Origin of the sequence: Bosea sp. RAC05, assembly GCF_001713455.1 — a bacterium.
GTDB lineage: Bacteria > Pseudomonadota > Alphaproteobacteria > Rhizobiales > Beijerinckiaceae > Allobosea.
The window spans coordinates 2,110,222-2,123,364 of the sequence record NZ_CP016464.1; the positions used below are offsets into that span (position 1 = coordinate 2,110,222).

Annotated in this window: 17 protein-coding genes; 11 read left to right on the forward strand and 6 right to left on the reverse strand. The window is 69.2% G+C overall.

Annotated features, from left to right (window positions below; translation table 11 throughout):
* Positions 1–13 precede the first annotated feature (13 nt).
* Together BSY19_RS13450 and BSY19_RS13455 are read left to right on the forward strand one after the other, a co-directional pair.
* A complete protein-coding gene (locus BSY19_RS13450) occupies positions 14–826 on the forward strand; it encodes a phosphatidylserine decarboxylase (protein ID WP_257785746.1) in 813 nt (270 codons plus the stop codon).
* A gap of 77 nt (positions 827–903) precedes the next feature.
* Positions 904–1,746 (forward strand): CDP-alcohol phosphatidyltransferase family protein, encoded by an 843-nt coding sequence (locus BSY19_RS13455; RefSeq protein WP_069054610.1) that lies wholly within the window; start codon positions 904–906, stop codon positions 1,744–1,746.
* A 9-nt stretch (positions 1,747–1,755) separates the two neighbouring features.
* On the opposite strand, the gene BSY19_RS13460 is transcribed toward BSY19_RS13455, so the two are convergent.
* Positions 1,756–2,145: a hypothetical protein gene (locus BSY19_RS13460; RefSeq protein ID WP_150129608.1), complete on the reverse strand. Its 390-nt coding sequence runs from the start codon at positions 2,143–2,145 to the stop codon at positions 1,756–1,758.
* A 333-nt stretch (positions 2,146–2,478) separates the two neighbouring features.
* Here BSY19_RS13460 and BSY19_RS13465 point away from each other — a divergent pair, with 333 nt between their 5' ends.
* Positions 2,479–3,087, forward strand: a complete 609-nt coding sequence (locus BSY19_RS13465) for a Maf-like protein (protein WP_083247915.1) — start codon at positions 2,479–2,481, stop codon at positions 3,085–3,087.
* Between the two features lie 37 nt (positions 3,088–3,124).
* Here BSY19_RS13465 and BSY19_RS13470 read toward each other — a convergent pair whose 3' ends face one another.
* Together BSY19_RS13470 and BSY19_RS13475 are read right to left on the reverse strand one after the other, a co-directional pair.
* Positions 3,125–3,619 carry a DUF427 domain-containing protein gene (locus tag BSY19_RS13470; RefSeq protein WP_069054612.1) on the reverse strand — a complete coding sequence of 165 codons (495 nt, stop codon included), beginning with the start codon at positions 3,617–3,619 and terminating at the stop codon, positions 3,125–3,127.
* Positions 3,620–3,651: 32 nt separating this feature from the next.
* The gene (locus BSY19_RS13475) at positions 3,652–4,623 is read right to left on the reverse strand and encodes an NAD(P)H-binding protein (RefSeq protein ID WP_069057085.1); all 972 of its coding nucleotides are present in this window, start codon (positions 4,621–4,623) and stop codon (positions 3,652–3,654) included.
* Positions 4,624–4,908: 285 nt separating this feature from the next.
* Here BSY19_RS13475 and BSY19_RS13480 point away from each other — a divergent pair, with 285 nt between their 5' ends.
* From BSY19_RS13480 to BSY19_RS13495, 4 genes are all read left to right on the forward strand, one after another.
* Positions 4,909–5,730: an SDR family NAD(P)-dependent oxidoreductase gene (locus BSY19_RS13480; protein ID WP_069054613.1), complete on the forward strand. Its 822-nt coding sequence runs from the start codon at positions 4,909–4,911 to the stop codon at positions 5,728–5,730.
* Positions 5,723–5,962, forward strand: coding sequence for a DNA gyrase inhibitor YacG (yacG, locus tag BSY19_RS13485; RefSeq protein WP_069054614.1), 240 nt, complete (start codon positions 5,723–5,725; stop codon positions 5,960–5,962). The genes BSY19_RS13480 and yacG overlap by 8 nt, the downstream gene beginning before the upstream one ends.
* 128 nt (positions 5,963–6,090) lie before the next feature.
* Positions 6,091–6,549 (forward strand): hypothetical protein, encoded by a 459-nt coding sequence (locus tag BSY19_RS27565; protein ID WP_150129610.1) that lies wholly within the window; start codon positions 6,091–6,093, stop codon positions 6,547–6,549.
* A 7-nt stretch (positions 6,550–6,556) separates the two neighbouring features.
* Positions 6,557–6,841, forward strand: a complete 285-nt coding sequence (locus tag BSY19_RS13495; RefSeq protein WP_069054615.1) for a hypothetical protein — start codon at positions 6,557–6,559, stop codon at positions 6,839–6,841.
* Positions 6,842–6,847: 6 nt separating this feature from the next.
* Here the strand turns inward: BSY19_RS13495 and BSY19_RS13500 are convergent, their stop codons facing one another.
* Together BSY19_RS13500 and BSY19_RS13505 are read right to left on the reverse strand one after the other, a co-directional pair.
* Complete coding sequence (locus BSY19_RS13500) at positions 6,848–7,759, reverse strand: arsenate reductase/protein-tyrosine-phosphatase family protein (protein WP_236840528.1); 912 nt, start codon at positions 7,757–7,759, stop codon at positions 6,848–6,850.
* On the reverse strand, positions 7,756–8,304 hold the full coding sequence (locus BSY19_RS13505; RefSeq protein WP_069054617.1) for an arsenate reductase ArsC: 549 nt from the start codon (positions 8,302–8,304) through the stop codon (positions 7,756–7,758). The genes BSY19_RS13500 and BSY19_RS13505 overlap by 4 nt, the downstream gene beginning before the upstream one ends.
* A gap of 134 nt (positions 8,305–8,438) precedes the next feature.
* Here BSY19_RS13505 and BSY19_RS13510 point away from each other — a divergent pair, with 134 nt between their 5' ends.
* From BSY19_RS13510 to BSY19_RS13520, 3 genes are all read left to right on the forward strand, one after another.
* A complete protein-coding gene (locus tag BSY19_RS13510) occupies positions 8,439–9,482 on the forward strand; it encodes an ArsJ-associated glyceraldehyde-3-phosphate dehydrogenase (RefSeq protein ID WP_069054618.1) in 1,044 nt (347 codons plus the stop codon).
* Positions 9,483–9,486: 4 nt separating this feature from the next.
* On the forward strand, positions 9,487–10,737 hold the full coding sequence (arsJ, locus tag BSY19_RS13515; protein ID WP_236840529.1) for an organoarsenical effux MFS transporter ArsJ: 1,251 nt from the start codon (positions 9,487–9,489) through the stop codon (positions 10,735–10,737).
* Positions 10,738–10,855: 118 nt separating this feature from the next.
* Positions 10,856–11,554: a L,D-transpeptidase gene (locus BSY19_RS13520; protein WP_069054619.1), complete on the forward strand. Its 699-nt coding sequence runs from the start codon at positions 10,856–10,858 to the stop codon at positions 11,552–11,554.
* 75 nt (positions 11,555–11,629) lie between these two features.
* On the opposite strand, the gene BSY19_RS13525 is transcribed toward BSY19_RS13520, so the two are convergent.
* The gene (locus BSY19_RS13525) at positions 11,630–12,085 is read right to left on the reverse strand and encodes an Lrp/AsnC family transcriptional regulator (protein WP_069054620.1); all 456 of its coding nucleotides are present in this window, start codon (positions 12,083–12,085) and stop codon (positions 11,630–11,632) included.
* Between the two features lie 126 nt (positions 12,086–12,211).
* On the opposite strand from BSY19_RS13525, the gene rocF reads away from it, so the two are divergent.
* The gene (gene rocF / locus BSY19_RS13530) at positions 12,212–13,141 is read left to right on the forward strand and encodes an arginase (protein ID WP_069054621.1); all 930 of its coding nucleotides are present in this window, start codon (positions 12,212–12,214) and stop codon (positions 13,139–13,141) included.
* The last annotated feature ends 2 nt before the right edge of the window (positions 13,142–13,143 follow it).

The window sequence follows — 13,143 nt, forward strand, 5'->3', positions numbered from 1 at the left end:
ATGACGCTCTTCCCTGCGCGGCCCGAACCCCCTAAACAGCGCCCAGAACCGGCGGCCCTTTCCGCCGCAGACCGCATCGGGAGGCGCGACGGCCGCGCGCTCCGCATCACGGAATTCAAAACCCATGTCGCTCGTCGATTCCGTCCGCAAGGTGATCGTGCCCATCCACAAGGAGGGCTATGTCTTCATCGCCATCGCGCTCGTCGCGACGATCGTGCTCGCCAATCTCTGGTCGCCCTTCGGCTGGATCGGCGCGATCATCACGCTCTGGATCTGCTATTTCTTCCGCGATCCGATCCGCATCACGCCGCAGCGCGAGGGGCTGGTGATCTCGCCGGCCGACGGCCGCGTCAGCCAGATCGCCTCGGCCCTGCCGCCGCCGGAACTGAATCTCCCGGCCGAGCCGATGACGCGCATTTCGATCTTCATGAACGTCTTCGACTGCCATGTGAACCGCGCCCCCGTGCCCGGCCGCATCGTCAAGATGGCCTATACGCCGGGCCTCTTCCTGAATGCCGAGCTCGACAAGGCGAGCGACGACAACGAGCGCAACGCGCTGGCGATCGAGACCGCCCATGGCATCGTCGGCGTCGTCCAGATCGCCGGCCTGATCGCGCGCCGCATCGTGCCCTTCGTCAAGGAGGGCGACACGATCGGCACCGGCGAGCGCTTCGGCCTGATCCGCTTCGGCTCGCGCGTCGACGTCTACCTGCCGGTCGGCGTGATCCCGCTGGTGGGCGAGGGCCAGACGGCTTTCGCCGGTGAAACGGTGCTGGCAGACTTCGCCGGCAGCGAGTCGGCGGTGCGCAGCTTCCGCGGCCTGTGACGGGCTCCCTTCTCCCCCCAGGGGAGAAGGCTGGACCCGCCTAGCCTCCGACCCGAAAACCGCGTATCCCGGCTCGCATGAGCGACCTGTTTCCCCCCTTCGAGCCCGAGCGCGTCGAATCGAAGCGCGCGCGCTTCACGCCGATCCCGTTCCGGCTGATCGCGCCCAACGTCATCACCCTGCTGGCGCTCTGCCTCGGGCTGACGGCGATGCGGCTCGTCGTCGAGGGCAAGCTCGAGACGGCGACGATCTGCATCCTGATCGCCGCGGCGCTGGACGGTGTCGACGGCCGCCTCGCCCGGATGCTCAAGGGCACCTCGCGCTTCGGCGCAGAGCTCGATTCGCTCTCCGATTTCGTGAATTTCGGCGTCGCGACCGGCTATGTGCTGTGGATCTTCGTCCTGCACGATCTGAAATCCTTCGGCTGGATCATCGTGCTGACGCTGGCCTGCGCCATGGCGCTGCGCCTGGCGCGGTTCAACGTCATGATCGACGATCCCCACCGCCCGGAATGGCAGAAGAACTTCTTCGTCGGCATGCCGGCCCCGGCCGGCGCGATCACCGCGATGCTGCCGCTCTATCTGCACTTCATCGGCGTGCCCGTGCAGGATTACGGCGCGGTGCCGGTCGGCCTCTACATCCTCTTCATCGCCTTCCTGACGATCTCGCGCATCCCCTGCTACGCCGGCAAGACGCTCGGCACGCGCATTCCGCGCGACAAGGTGCTGCCGATCTTCGTCGCGGTCGTGGTCGTGGCCGGGCTGCTCTTCGCCTATCCGTTCGAGATGCTGGCGCTGGTCGTGATCGCCTATCTCGCCCTGATCCCGCTCAGCGTGGCCCGCTACCGGAAGCTCGACCGTGAGCACACCGCGGCCTCCGCGACGGCGGCTCCGGCCGAGACTCCCTCGCCCGGCGCCTGAGGGCTTTCGTCAGCCCCGGCGCTTGCGCCCGCTGAGGCGCGCCGCATTGGCGCTGGTGCGCTTGGCGAAGGGCTCCAGCGTGGAATGCGCGACCTTGGCTGCGGCTTCGCCCAGGTCGATGCTGCCCGGCAGGCTGAAGGCCATGCCCCACCAGAACAAGGCGCTCGCCTGCGTCGCGGCGAAACCGCTCTCCATGACGGCCGTCACCTTCTCCGTCACCGCCTTGGCGGCTTCGCGCTGGCCCCCGCTGTCGCCGAGTGCACCGCGCATCAGGATCGGCATGCGCATCGCGATCGTGAGGCCTGCATCGGCCTGCAGCGTCGCCATGCGCACGGCCAACGCCTGGGCGGCACCTCCCGCAGCGATCGCGGGACGCGTCTTCCGGCTCGATGTTGGCATGGGGGGAACTCCGGAACGTCGCAGGGCGGATCGCCGATGACACAACGCGTGTGGTGGCCTCGATGATCCCGCGGCCCGACAATCTGTCGGGTCGGGTCTCGGCGGGCAAGGCTGGAATCGCGGTTCGGCTGCATCAATTATGCGCATGGTGAATGGCTCGCCGTTTTCGAGAGCAGTGTCCCGCGCCAGACGCGGGGCTGTCTGGGCCGATTTATCCGACGGCCGAAATGCTCTAGAGGCTTGTCGATCCAGCGCGGCGCCCCGGCCGTGCCCGAACCCCTCGGTCCGCCCTTGAGCTTCTTTTCCTCTCCCAAACATCCCGGCTGGCGCCCGATGCTGGTCCTGGCCTCGGCCTCGCCGCGTCGGCTCGCTTTGCTCGAGCAGGTCGGCCTCAAGCCGGACGCGCTGCTGCCGGCCGATCTCGACGAGACCCCGCTGAAGGGCGAGCGCCCGCGCGATCTCTCCCGCCGGCTGGCCCGCGAGAAGGCCCAGGCCGCCCGCATCGGCGCCGCCGCGCGGCCCGACCTCGAAGGCTGCTACATCGTCGCCGCCGACACCGTCGTCGCGGTCGGTCGCCGCATCCTGCCCAAGGCCGAGATCGTCGACGAGGCCGCCGCCTGCCTGCGCCTGCTCTCGGGTCGAGCCCACCGGGTCTACACCTCGGTCGCCCTGGTGACGCCGGGCGGGGCGGTCCGCGAGCGCGTCGTCGAGACGCGGCTGCGCTTCAAGCGGCTCTCGACCGAGGACATCGAGACCTATCTCGCCTCGGGCGAGTGGCGCGGCAAGGCCGGCGGCTATGCCATCCAGGGCATCGCCGGCTCCTTCGTCGTCAAACTCGTCGGCTCCTACAGCGCCGTCGTCGGCCTGCCCCTGCACGAGACCGTCAATCTGCTGGGCGGCGAGGGCTTCCCGGTCCGCTTCGGCTGGATGAACGTGGCGTAGCGGCGATCGCGGTTCCGCGTGGGGCTGTGATCTGCCCTCACCAGAACCGGCTGCCGGGGATCCCCTTGAAGGGGCCGGCGACATGGGACGTGATCCAGCCGCCATAGAACCCGCCGGGCTGGGGCGTGACCGGCTCGCCATCGACCAGGCATTCGTCGAAAGGGGCGGCATAGAAGGCGACGAATCCCGCCAGCAGCCGAAAGGCCGGCGTCGGCGACGGATAGAGCCAGCCGACTTGGCGGAGCGTCTCGCCGCCGATGTCCAGATCGACATAAGCCGCCTGGCCCTTCCACTCGCAGATCGACCGATGCGGGGACGGCCGCAGCCGCGCATCCTTCAAGCTGTCGGGCGGCAGATAATAGCTCGGCGGGTGGCTGGTCTCGATGACGCGGACGGCCTGCGTCGTGTCGACGATCGTCGCGCCGCGGTGGCGGATGACGATGCGCCGGGCGCAGGGCTCGGCGATGGCTGGGCGCGGAAACGCCCAGACGCTCTCCTGTCCCTCTCCGGCAGGCTCGGGAACGACATGCATGGCGTTGTCTCCTCGTCGCGCGCCTTGTCGGATCAGAACACCGCGTGGTCGCCCCGCTCCGGCGCGGCGGCGCCGCCCAGCACGGCGCGATAGAAGTCGAACAGGGTCTCCGTCCCGGTCGATGGCGTGGCGGCGGCATCGTAGCGGCCGGTCGCCGGGTCCAGCACCAGCATGGATTCGGTGGCGTAGTAGCGGCCGATCCGCGCCAGTTCGGCCTTGGCCGCCAGCGACGGCACCAGGGCGCCCGCGAGGCTCAGGCCGCCGATGATGGCGTCGAGCAGCGCGACGGGGACCTGGCGGAAGCGGGGAGGGCGGCCGAGCAGCGCAAACAGCGCCTCGCCCTGCTGGCGCGGCGTGATCGCCTCGCCGGGGCCGCCGATCGGCAGGATGCGGTTCCACCGGCTCTCGTCCTCAAGGCAGCCGGCGATGAAGTCCGCGAGATCGCCGTCGCTGATCGGCTTGCAGGCGGTCAGGGTTCCGTCGCCGAAGAGCAGGAAGGGCTTGCCCGCGCGGACGCGCTCGATCTGCCCCGACAGCGACTTGAAGAAGGCGGTCGGCCGGACGATCGAATAGCGCAGCCCGGAGCCGATCAGCGCCGCCTCGAAGGCGAGCTTCGCCTGCTGGAACGCGAGCAGCGGCTTCTGCACGCAGATGGCGGACAGCAGCACGAAGTGTTGGACGCCGGCCCGCTGGGCGGCTTCGAGCACGTTCAGATGCGCGCGGTGGTCGACGGCCCAGGCATCAGCGGGCGCGCCCGTGCGCGAGGCCATGCACGACACCACCGCGTCGAAACGCTCTCCTGCGAACCCGTCGCGGGCCAGTGCCACGGGATCGCTCACATCCGCCGTCCGGACGGTCAAGCGATCGGGGAGACCGGCGGTCGCTGAGTCCGGCCGCACGGCGGCGGCGTTGGCATGGGGGCGAACCAGGCAGACGACGTCATGGCCACGTCGCAGCAGGGCGCCTGCGGTTGCGCGGCCGATCGTGCCGGTCGCACCCAGCAGGGCGATCCGCAGGCGAACCTTCGGGGTCGGCCCATCCGGCTGCGCGGTCGCTGCAGGCAGGTCCATGGACGTGGGCTCCGGCGCGGCGCTGTCGATCCCCGTCACATGCCCTCCGCAGACGAGGCCTCGGACATCGCGCCTCAGGGGGGATCAGAGCGCCTGCTGCCGCCCCTGACAAGAGCGCCGCCTCGCCCGTCCGCCTTGCACCTTGCCCGATAACGCCCGATCCTGCCCGCCGCGAACGCAGCCGGCCTCACAAGGGCTGCGCGCCAGGGAGGACTACGCATGTCGGGACGTCTCAGGGGCAAGGTCGCGATCGTGGCCGGGGCGGGGTCGATCGGGCCGGGCTGGGGCAATGGCAAGGCCACCGCCACCGTCTTCGCTCGCGAGGGCGCGAAAGTGATCTGCGCCGACATCAACCGCGATGCGGCGGAGGAGACCGCTGCCTTCATCCAGAACGAGGGCGGCCAGGCCTTCGCGGTCGAGGCGGACGTGACGAAAGCCGACCAGATGGCCGATCTCGTCGGCCGCACGCTCGGCCGCTACGGCCGTATCGACATCCTCGACAACAATGTCGGCATCGCCGAGGTCGGCGGTGTCGTCGAATTGTCGGAGGAGGTCTGGGACCGCGTCTTCAAGGTCAACCTGACCGGCGCCTTCCTGGCGATGAAGCATGTCATCCCGGTGATGCAGCGCCAGTTCGAGGAGAGCGGGGAGGGCGGCTCGATCATCAACATCTCGTCGATCGCCTCGATCCGCTACACGGGCGTGCCCTATGCCAGCTATTCCGCCACCAAGGCGGCGCTGAATCAGCTCACCCGCACCACCGCCGTGCAATACGCCCCGCAGAAGATCCGCGTGAACGCGATCCTGCCGGGCCTGATGAAGACGCCGATGGTTGAACACTCCGCCGGCCTCGCCCAGGTCTACGGGCAGGGGGATGTCGAGGCGATGTGGGCGGCGCGTGACGCGCAGGTGCCGATGGGCCATATGGGCGAGGCTTGGGACGTCGCCTATGCGGCCTTGTTCCTGGCCAGCGACGAAGCGCGCTATGTCACCGGCCTCGAAATGGTCGTCGATGGAGGGATCACGCTCAAATATGGCTGACAACGAGAACACCCCGCCGGCCGCCAGCCCGTCGGTCACCAGCGCCGCGTCGCTCAAGCCCTGCGCCGTCTGCGGCAAGCCGGCGCAGCCTCGCTACAAGCCCTTCTGTTCGGCGCGCTGCGCCGATATCGATCTCGGCCGCTGGCTGAAGGGAAGCTATGTGATTCCCGGCGAGCCGGTCGAGGAAACCGAAACCGGCCTGCCGCCGCGCGAACGCGACGAGGACGGCTGAGTCCGGGTGCGGGAGCGGCAAAGGGGCGGCATGCTTCAGCCGCCATTCATCGAGACGTTGCTACCACCCCCCAGACGCATCGTTCACCCATCGCGGATGTGGCGGACGATGCAAGCCAGGAGAGAGGCATGACGTTGTTCAAGCTCGCAAGAATGGCCGTCGCCGCTGCGCTTCTGCTCGGCACGATGCCGGCGGGCGCCCAGACCGTCGGCAATCAGGATCCCTTCGCGACCATGCGGCCCGGCCAGGGCGCGCCCCAGTACCAGCAGCCGCAGTACCAGCAGCCGCGCCAGCGGCCGCAGCAGGCCCAGCCCTACGACCGCGGCTACGATCGGGGCTACGACCGGGGCTATGATCGCAACTACGATCGCGGCGGCCGGGGCTACGATCGGGGTTACGATCGCGGCCCGCGCTACTACGAGGAGCGTCCCCGCTATTATGAGGAGCGCCCTCGCTACCGCGAAGGCGGCCGCAGCGGCAGTTTCTGCGTGACCTCGCGCGGCTCCTGCTGGGGGCCCCCAGCCCCGCGCGGCGCGCCCTGCCGCTGCGACATCGATGGGCTGACCAAGCGCGGCATCGTCCAGTAGCCGCGCCATGGCCTATGCCGACGAACTCGACGCGGTCATCGCGGCCGAGCAGGGCCTGCGCCGGCGGATCGCCGAGCGCATCGCCTTGGAGCAGGGCGCGAGCGGCGAGGGGCCGCTCTCGCCGCAGCAGCTCGCCGCGGCCGACGCGGCGATCGAGAACTGGGCCGAAGAGGGCGAGGAGGAACTCGACCCGCAGGCCTTCCGGCCGCTGACGCCGCTTCAGGACCTTCTGGCCGAGCACAGGGCGGTCTGCGACCGCATCCTCGATATCCGCGACCGCCGTCTGGGCTGATCCGCCTCAGGCCGCCTGCTCGAGCGCCTTGGCCGTCGCGCCGTCCATCCGGCCGATGGCGGCGAGCACCGGCTGCAGCTCCTGCAGCGACATCTGCTCGAACGGCAGGTTGACGAAGGCCGAAACCCGCGCCGCCAGATCGCGATAGCTCTGCAGGAAGGCGGCGCGCTTGGCTGATTCGGGGCCGGTCGCTGCAGCAGGATCGTCCAGCCCCCAATGCACGCGCAGCGGCACGCCAGGGAAGGCGGGGCAGGCGCTCTCGCTGGCGTCGTCGCAGACCGTGACGACGAGGTCGAGCGGCGCTACCTCCGGCCCCAGGAACTCGTCCCAGGATTTCGACCGCATCTCGGAGATGTCGTAGCCGAGATCGGACAGGAGACGCAGGGCCAGCGGGTGGGGGGCCTCCTGCGGGCGCGAGCCGGCCGAGAAGGCCTGGATCCGCCCCAGCCCCTCGCGGTTGAGCACAGCCTCGGCCATGATCGAACGGGCCGAATTCCCGGTGCAGACCACCAGGACGCGCAAGGGCCGCTCGCTCGCCACCGGGTCGCGGCGCGCCGGAAAGGCGGGCGCCGCATCCGCACAGGGCAGGGGGCCTTCAGTGCAGCAGGCCTCGGCCAGGAAGGCCTGGAGCGCATCGGCGCGCGCGGCCTGGGCGGCGAAGATGATGTGGCGGCCCTCGCGCCGCGACGCCAGCAGCCCGACCTGCTCGAGCGCGGCCAGATGCGCGGACAGCGTGTTGTGCGCGACCGCAAGAAGACGGCCGATATCGCCGGCCGCCAGGCCATGCGGCCGGTAGCGCATCAGCAGCCGGACGATCTCGAGCCGGGTCGGCTGCGCCAGCGCCCCCAGCAGGGCGACGGCGTCCATCGTGTCGAGCTTCGGCGTGGGCCGTCCTGCGTTGGGCCGTCTGGGCGTCAAGCGGCGTCTTCCCTCGGTGCTGAAGGAACGCCGGCGGGTTCGCGGCGCCCCTTGTCCTGGCCGATCGCGTCGAGTCGATGCTGCAGCGCCATGCCCTGCAGGGTCGCCAGCGGCAGGCTCGCGAAGATCGAGATGCGGTTGTTGAGCATGCGGTAGGCGTCGGCAAAGGCAAGCGCCTTCTGGACATCGTCGCCCTCGAAGGCGGCGGGGTCGGGCAGCGTCCACAGGGCCGTCGTCGGATTGCCGGGCCAGGCAGGCGGCACCGCGTTGGCGGCGGTCTCGGAGAGGGTGAAGACGAAGTCGAGCTCTGGCGCTCCCGGCCTGGCGAAGTCGTCCCAGCTCTTGGGCGCCAGACCGGTGAGGTCGTGGTTCAGCGAGGTCAGCAGCCGCACCACGAAGGGATTGATCTGCGGCCGGGGCTGCGAACCGGCGCTGAAGACGGTGAACGTGCCGCCGGGCAGGCGGCGCATGATCGATTCGGCCATGATCGAGCGGGCGTGGTTGCCCTTGCAGACGAAGAGAACCTTGAGAGGGGACGTTTCCATGTCTTCATCTCATTATGTCGGTGAGGGACAACATAATAATTGTCGCGCAACATGTCGGAGTCAACCGACATGTTGACATGTTCCCGTCATCCGGTTCATGGACGCTGCAGGTCGTGGGGCAGGGAGCAGGGATCATGAGGGTCGGCATCAATGGCATGGGGCGCATCGGGCGGCTGGCGCTGCGGGCGGCTTTGGGCGCGGCCGACCGGCAGGGCGACGATCCGCGCGCCGGCAACCGGCTCGACATCGTCCATCTCAACGAGATCAAGGGCGGCGCGGTTGCGACCGCCCATCTCCTCGAATTCGACAGCATGCAGGGGCGCTGGCGCGGCGGCATCGCGAGTGCCGGGGAGGACGCGATCACGATCGGCGACCGCCGCTTAAGCTTCTCGGCGGAAGCTGCGCCAGGCGACATTCCCTGGGGCGATCTCGGCGTCGATGTGGTGCTCGAATGCACGGGCAAGTTCCTGACGCCCGCGACGCTGGAGGGGCATCTGAAGCGCGGCGCCAAGCGCGTCATCGTCGCCGCCCCCGTGAAGGACGCGTCCGTCCTCAACGTCGTTGTCGGCGTCAACGAGCATCTCTACGACCCGGCCTCGCATCCGATCGTCACCGCCGCCTCCTGCACCACCAACTGCCTCGCCCCGGTGGTGAAGGTCGTGCACGAGAACCTGCGTATCCGGCACGGGCAGATCACCACGATCCATGACCCGACCAACACCAATGTCGTGGTCGATGCGCCCCACAAGGATCTCCGCCGCGCCCGCTCGGCCATGCTCTCGCTGCAGCCGACGACGACCGGCAGCGCCACTGCGATCGCGCTGATCTACCCCGAGTTGAAGGGCAAGCTCGACGGCCACGCCGTGCGCGCCCCCGTCCTCAACGCCTCGCTGACCGACTGCGTCTTCGAGCTGGAGCGGCCGACGACCGCAGGCGAGGTCAACGCCCTGTTCGAGGCGGCGGCGCGGGGGCCGCTCGCCGGCATCCTCGGCTTCGAGCCGCGCCCGCTGGTCTCGATCGACTATCAGCGCGACACGCGCTCGGCCATCGTCGACGGGCTCTCGACGCTGGTCACCGACGGCACGATGCTCAAGGTCTACGCCTGGTACGACAACGAGATGGGCTATGCCTGCCGCATGGTCGACCTCGCCTGCCATCTCGAGCGTGTCGGGATCTGAGCCCTTGACCCAGGGTGCGCGCAACTACGCCATCGTCACCGCCGCCTATTGGGGCTTCACCCTGACCGACGGCGCGCTGCGCATGCTCGTGCTGCTGCATTTCTTCCGGCTCGGCTATTCGCCCTTCACGCTCGCCTTCCTGTTCCTGCTCTACGAGGCGGCCGGGATCGTCGCCAACCTGATCGGCGGCTGGCTCGCCGCCCGCTACGGCATCACCCGCATGCTCGCGGTCGGTCTCGTCACGCAGATCGCGGGCTTCCTGCTCTTGTCGGGACTGTCGCCGGACTGGACGGCCGCGGCCTCCGTCGCCTGGGTGGTGATGGCTCAGGGGATCTGCGGCGTCGCCAAGGACCTGACCAAGACAGCCTCGAAATCGGCCATCAAGGTCGCCGAGGCCGCCGCCCGCACCGAAAACGCTGAGGGCCGGCTGTTTCGCTGGGTCGCGTGGTTCACCGGCTCCAAGAACGCGATGAAGGGCGTCGGCTTCTTCCTCGGCGGGCTCCTGCTGGAGGCGCTGGGCTTCCGGGGCGCGCTCTGGGCGATGGCGGCGATGCTGGGCCTGATCCTGCTCGGCGTTCTGACCTCGCTGCCGGCGATGATGGGCAAGGCCAAGGCGAGCAAATCCGCCCGCGAACTCTTCGCCAAGAACCGCGCCGTCAACCTGCTGGCGCTGGCGCGCGTCGCGCTGTTCGGGGCTCGCGACGTCTGGTTCGTCGTCGGCGTGCCGGTTTTCCTCTACGCCTCCGGCTGGACCTTCACCATGGTCGGCACCTTCCTGGCGGTCTGGACGATCGGCTACGGCCTCGTTCAGGCGGCGGCGCCGGCCTTCATCGCCCGCAGCCCCGACGGGCTGTCATCGGAGGTGCCGGCCGCGCGGCTCTGGTCGCTGGCGCTGGCGGCGATCCCCTTCGCGATCGCGGCGCTGCTGGCGAGCGGCTCCGGCCTGCGGCCCGATCTCGTTCTCGTCGCGGGACTCGGCCTGTTCGGCTTCGCCTTCGCGGTCAATTCCTCGCTCCACTCCTATCTGATCCTGGCCTATGCCGGTTCGGAGAAATCGGCCGAGGATGTCGGCTTCTACTATGCCGCCAATGCGCTCGGTCGCTTCCTCGGGACCCTGCTCTCGGGCCTGCTCTACCAGTGGGGCGGCCTCCAGGCCTGCCTTATTGGGTCGGGCCTGATGCTGTCCGCCTGCGTCCTGGCAACCGCTGCCCTGCCGCAGCGCGCCGCGGCCCTTTCGTCCGGGCGGGACAGCTAAGCGAAGGCCGTCGGGCTTGCCAGTCTCCTGTTCAAGCGGCAAACTCTGCGCCAGATAGGTTCAACAGGTGTCTCCAGGGCGGTTCCGTCGGACGACACGCAGTCGGGATTGTTGTGTGATGATGAAGCGTGATGGAACCGCCGGAGATGGAACGGCCCTGTCCGGCCGCCGGTTGGAGCGGCTCGACCGCCGCTCCTTCCTCGTCGGTTCCGCCGCCGGCCTCGGCGCGCTGTCGCTGGGCGGCTGCGTCACCCAGGACGGGATGAGCCTCGCCGAGGCGAAGAAGCTCTATGGGCCGGTCGACGACAAGAAGTTCCCGATCCCGGCGACCGATCCCAGCAAGGTCGACCCGCAATACTGGCGCCGCACCGTGCGCTACGAGACCAAGGAAGCGCCGGGCACGATCATCGTCGATCCCGGCAATTACTATGTCTACCGCATCGAGGGCGACGGCAACGCCACGCGCTACGGCGCCAATGTCGGCCGCGACGGCTTCCGCTGGAATGGCGATGCCTATGTCGGGCGCAAGTCGGAATGGCCGACCTGGACGCCGCCGCCGGAGATGATCAAGCGGCAGCCGGAAGCCGCCAAATATGCCCGCGGCATGCCGGGTGGCCTCGAGAATCCGCTGGGCGCGCGCACCCTGCATCTCTACCAGAACGGCCGCTACACGCTCTACACGATCTACGCCTCGCTCGATGAGGAATCGATCGGCTCGGGCATCACCAGCGGCTGCGTCGGCCTGCTGACGCAGGACATGATCGACCTTTACGACCAGACGCCGGTGAAGACGAAGGTCGTGGTCCTGCCGGCGTAATCGCGTCGAACGGAGTTCTAGCCCGACCCCGACGCTGCCGACGTCGGGGTCACCGGGGTCCGGACGCCTCCATCCTCAGCGCTGGGCGAGCGGTCCGAGCCCGGCCCTGCTGCTGCGCGGCGTCGCCAGCAGCAGATGCGTTTCCGACGCGGCGATGCCGGCGATCAGGCGCAGCCGCGTCAGGACCCCGTCGAGGGCGGTCAGGCTGTCGGTGCCGAGTTCCGCGACGAGATCCCATTTGCCGCTCGTCGTGTGGACCGCCGTGACCTCGGCGAAACCCGTCAGCGCCGCGACCACGCGGTCCTTGGCTCGTCCCTCGACCTCGATCAGGGTGATGCCGCGCACGGGGGCGGAGACCGCGTCCGCCCGCAGGATCACCGTGTAGCCGACGATCTCGCCGGCCTGTTCGAGGCGCTCGATGCGCGCCCTGACCGTGGCGCGCGACACGCTGAGCTCGAGCGCGAGATCCGACACGCCGCGACGGCCGTTCCGGCGCAGCAGCGTGATCAGGCGCTGGTCGAGTTCGTCCATCGGTGATTGTCCATTCTGGGCAGTTGGCCTTTCCATAACGGAAATCCGGCTTGTCATCCATGCCAATCTGGCGGGTTCATCCCGCCATCGCCGCGCCCTAACCTTATCGCAGGGAGGCGAGCACGCATGAGACAGACCACTTGCATTCTTCTGGGTGCGCCGGTGCAGGACGGCACCGGACGGCTCGGTTGCGACATGGGGCCCAGCGCCTTCCGCGCCGCCGGCATCGGGCCGGCCTTGCAGTCGCTCGGCCACACCGTGATCGACCGCGGCAACCTCGTCCCGGCGCCGCGACGCGACCTGACCCACGCCAACCCCGCGCTGCACGGCCTGCCCGAGATCGTGGCCTGGACCGAGGCGCTGTCGCAGACCGTCTACGAGACCGGCGCGCAGGGCCTGACCATCGTGCTCGGCGGTGATCACAGCCTGGCGGCTGGCACGCTGGCCGGCCATGCTCGCCGCGCGAGCGAGGACGGCCGCAAGCTCTTCGTGCTCTGGCTCGATGCCCATCCGGACCTCCACACGCTGGAGACGACGGAGAGCGGTCATCTCCATGGCGTGCCGATGGGCTATGCGCTCGGTCTTCCCGGTTTCGCCGGGACCTTTCCGCCGCTAGCGGCGGCACTCGATCCCTCGCGGGTCTGCATGATGGGGCTGCGCAGCGTCGATGCGGCGGAGCGGCGGATTCTGGCCGGCAGCGGCGTGCATGTGCACGACATGCGCGCCATCGACGAAAACGGCGTCGGCGTGCTGCTGCGGCGCTTCCTCGACATCGTCGAGGCGCAGGATGGCATCCTCCATGTCAGCCTCGATGTCGATTTCCTCGATCCCGACATCGCGCCCGGCGTCGGCACCACCGTCCCGGGCGGCGCGACCTTCCGGGAAGCGCATCTGATCATGGAGATGCTCCATGACAGCGGCCGCGTCGCCAGCCTCGACCTCGTCGAACTCAACCCCTTCCTCGACGATCGCGGCCGCACCGCCCGGCTGATGGTGGACCTCACCGCCAGCCTGATGGGCCGCAGCGTGCTGGATCGCCCGACGCGGAGCTACTGAGC

What these genes read in the sequence shown, in the direction of transcription:
- BSY19_RS13455 (WP_069054610.1), top strand. Translation starts at nt 904, where the DNA reads ATGAGCGACCTGTTTCCCCCCTTCGAGCCCGAGCGCGTCGAATCGAAG.
- BSY19_RS13460 (WP_150129608.1), bottom strand. Translation starts at nt 2,145, where the DNA reads ATGCCAACATCGAGCCGGAAGACGCGTCCCGCGATCGCTGCGGGAGGT.
- BSY19_RS13465 (WP_083247915.1), top strand. Translation starts at nt 2,479, where the DNA reads ATGCTGGTCCTGGCCTCGGCCTCGCCGCGTCGGCTCGCTTTGCTCGAG.
- BSY19_RS13470 (WP_069054612.1), bottom strand. Translation starts at nt 3,619, where the DNA reads ATGCATGTCGTTCCCGAGCCTGCCGGAGAGGGACAGGAGAGCGTCTGG.
- BSY19_RS13480 (WP_069054613.1), top strand. Translation starts at nt 4,909, where the DNA reads ATGTCGGGACGTCTCAGGGGCAAGGTCGCGATCGTGGCCGGGGCGGGG.
- yacG (WP_069054614.1), top strand. Translation starts at nt 5,723, where the DNA reads ATGGCTGACAACGAGAACACCCCGCCGGCCGCCAGCCCGTCGGTCACC.
- BSY19_RS27565 (WP_150129610.1), top strand. Translation starts at nt 6,091, where the DNA reads ATGACGTTGTTCAAGCTCGCAAGAATGGCCGTCGCCGCTGCGCTTCTG.
- BSY19_RS13495 (WP_069054615.1), top strand. Translation starts at nt 6,557, where the DNA reads ATGGCCTATGCCGACGAACTCGACGCGGTCATCGCGGCCGAGCAGGGC.
- BSY19_RS13505 (WP_069054617.1), bottom strand. Translation starts at nt 8,304, where the DNA reads ATGGAAACGTCCCCTCTCAAGGTTCTCTTCGTCTGCAAGGGCAACCAC.
- BSY19_RS13510 (WP_069054618.1), top strand. Translation starts at nt 8,439, where the DNA reads ATGAGGGTCGGCATCAATGGCATGGGGCGCATCGGGCGGCTGGCGCTG.
- BSY19_RS13520 (WP_069054619.1), top strand. Translation starts at nt 10,856, where the DNA reads ATGATGAAGCGTGATGGAACCGCCGGAGATGGAACGGCCCTGTCCGGC.
- BSY19_RS13525 (WP_069054620.1), bottom strand. Translation starts at nt 12,085, where the DNA reads ATGGACGAACTCGACCAGCGCCTGATCACGCTGCTGCGCCGGAACGGC.
- rocF (WP_069054621.1), top strand. Translation starts at nt 12,212, where the DNA reads ATGAGACAGACCACTTGCATTCTTCTGGGTGCGCCGGTGCAGGACGGC.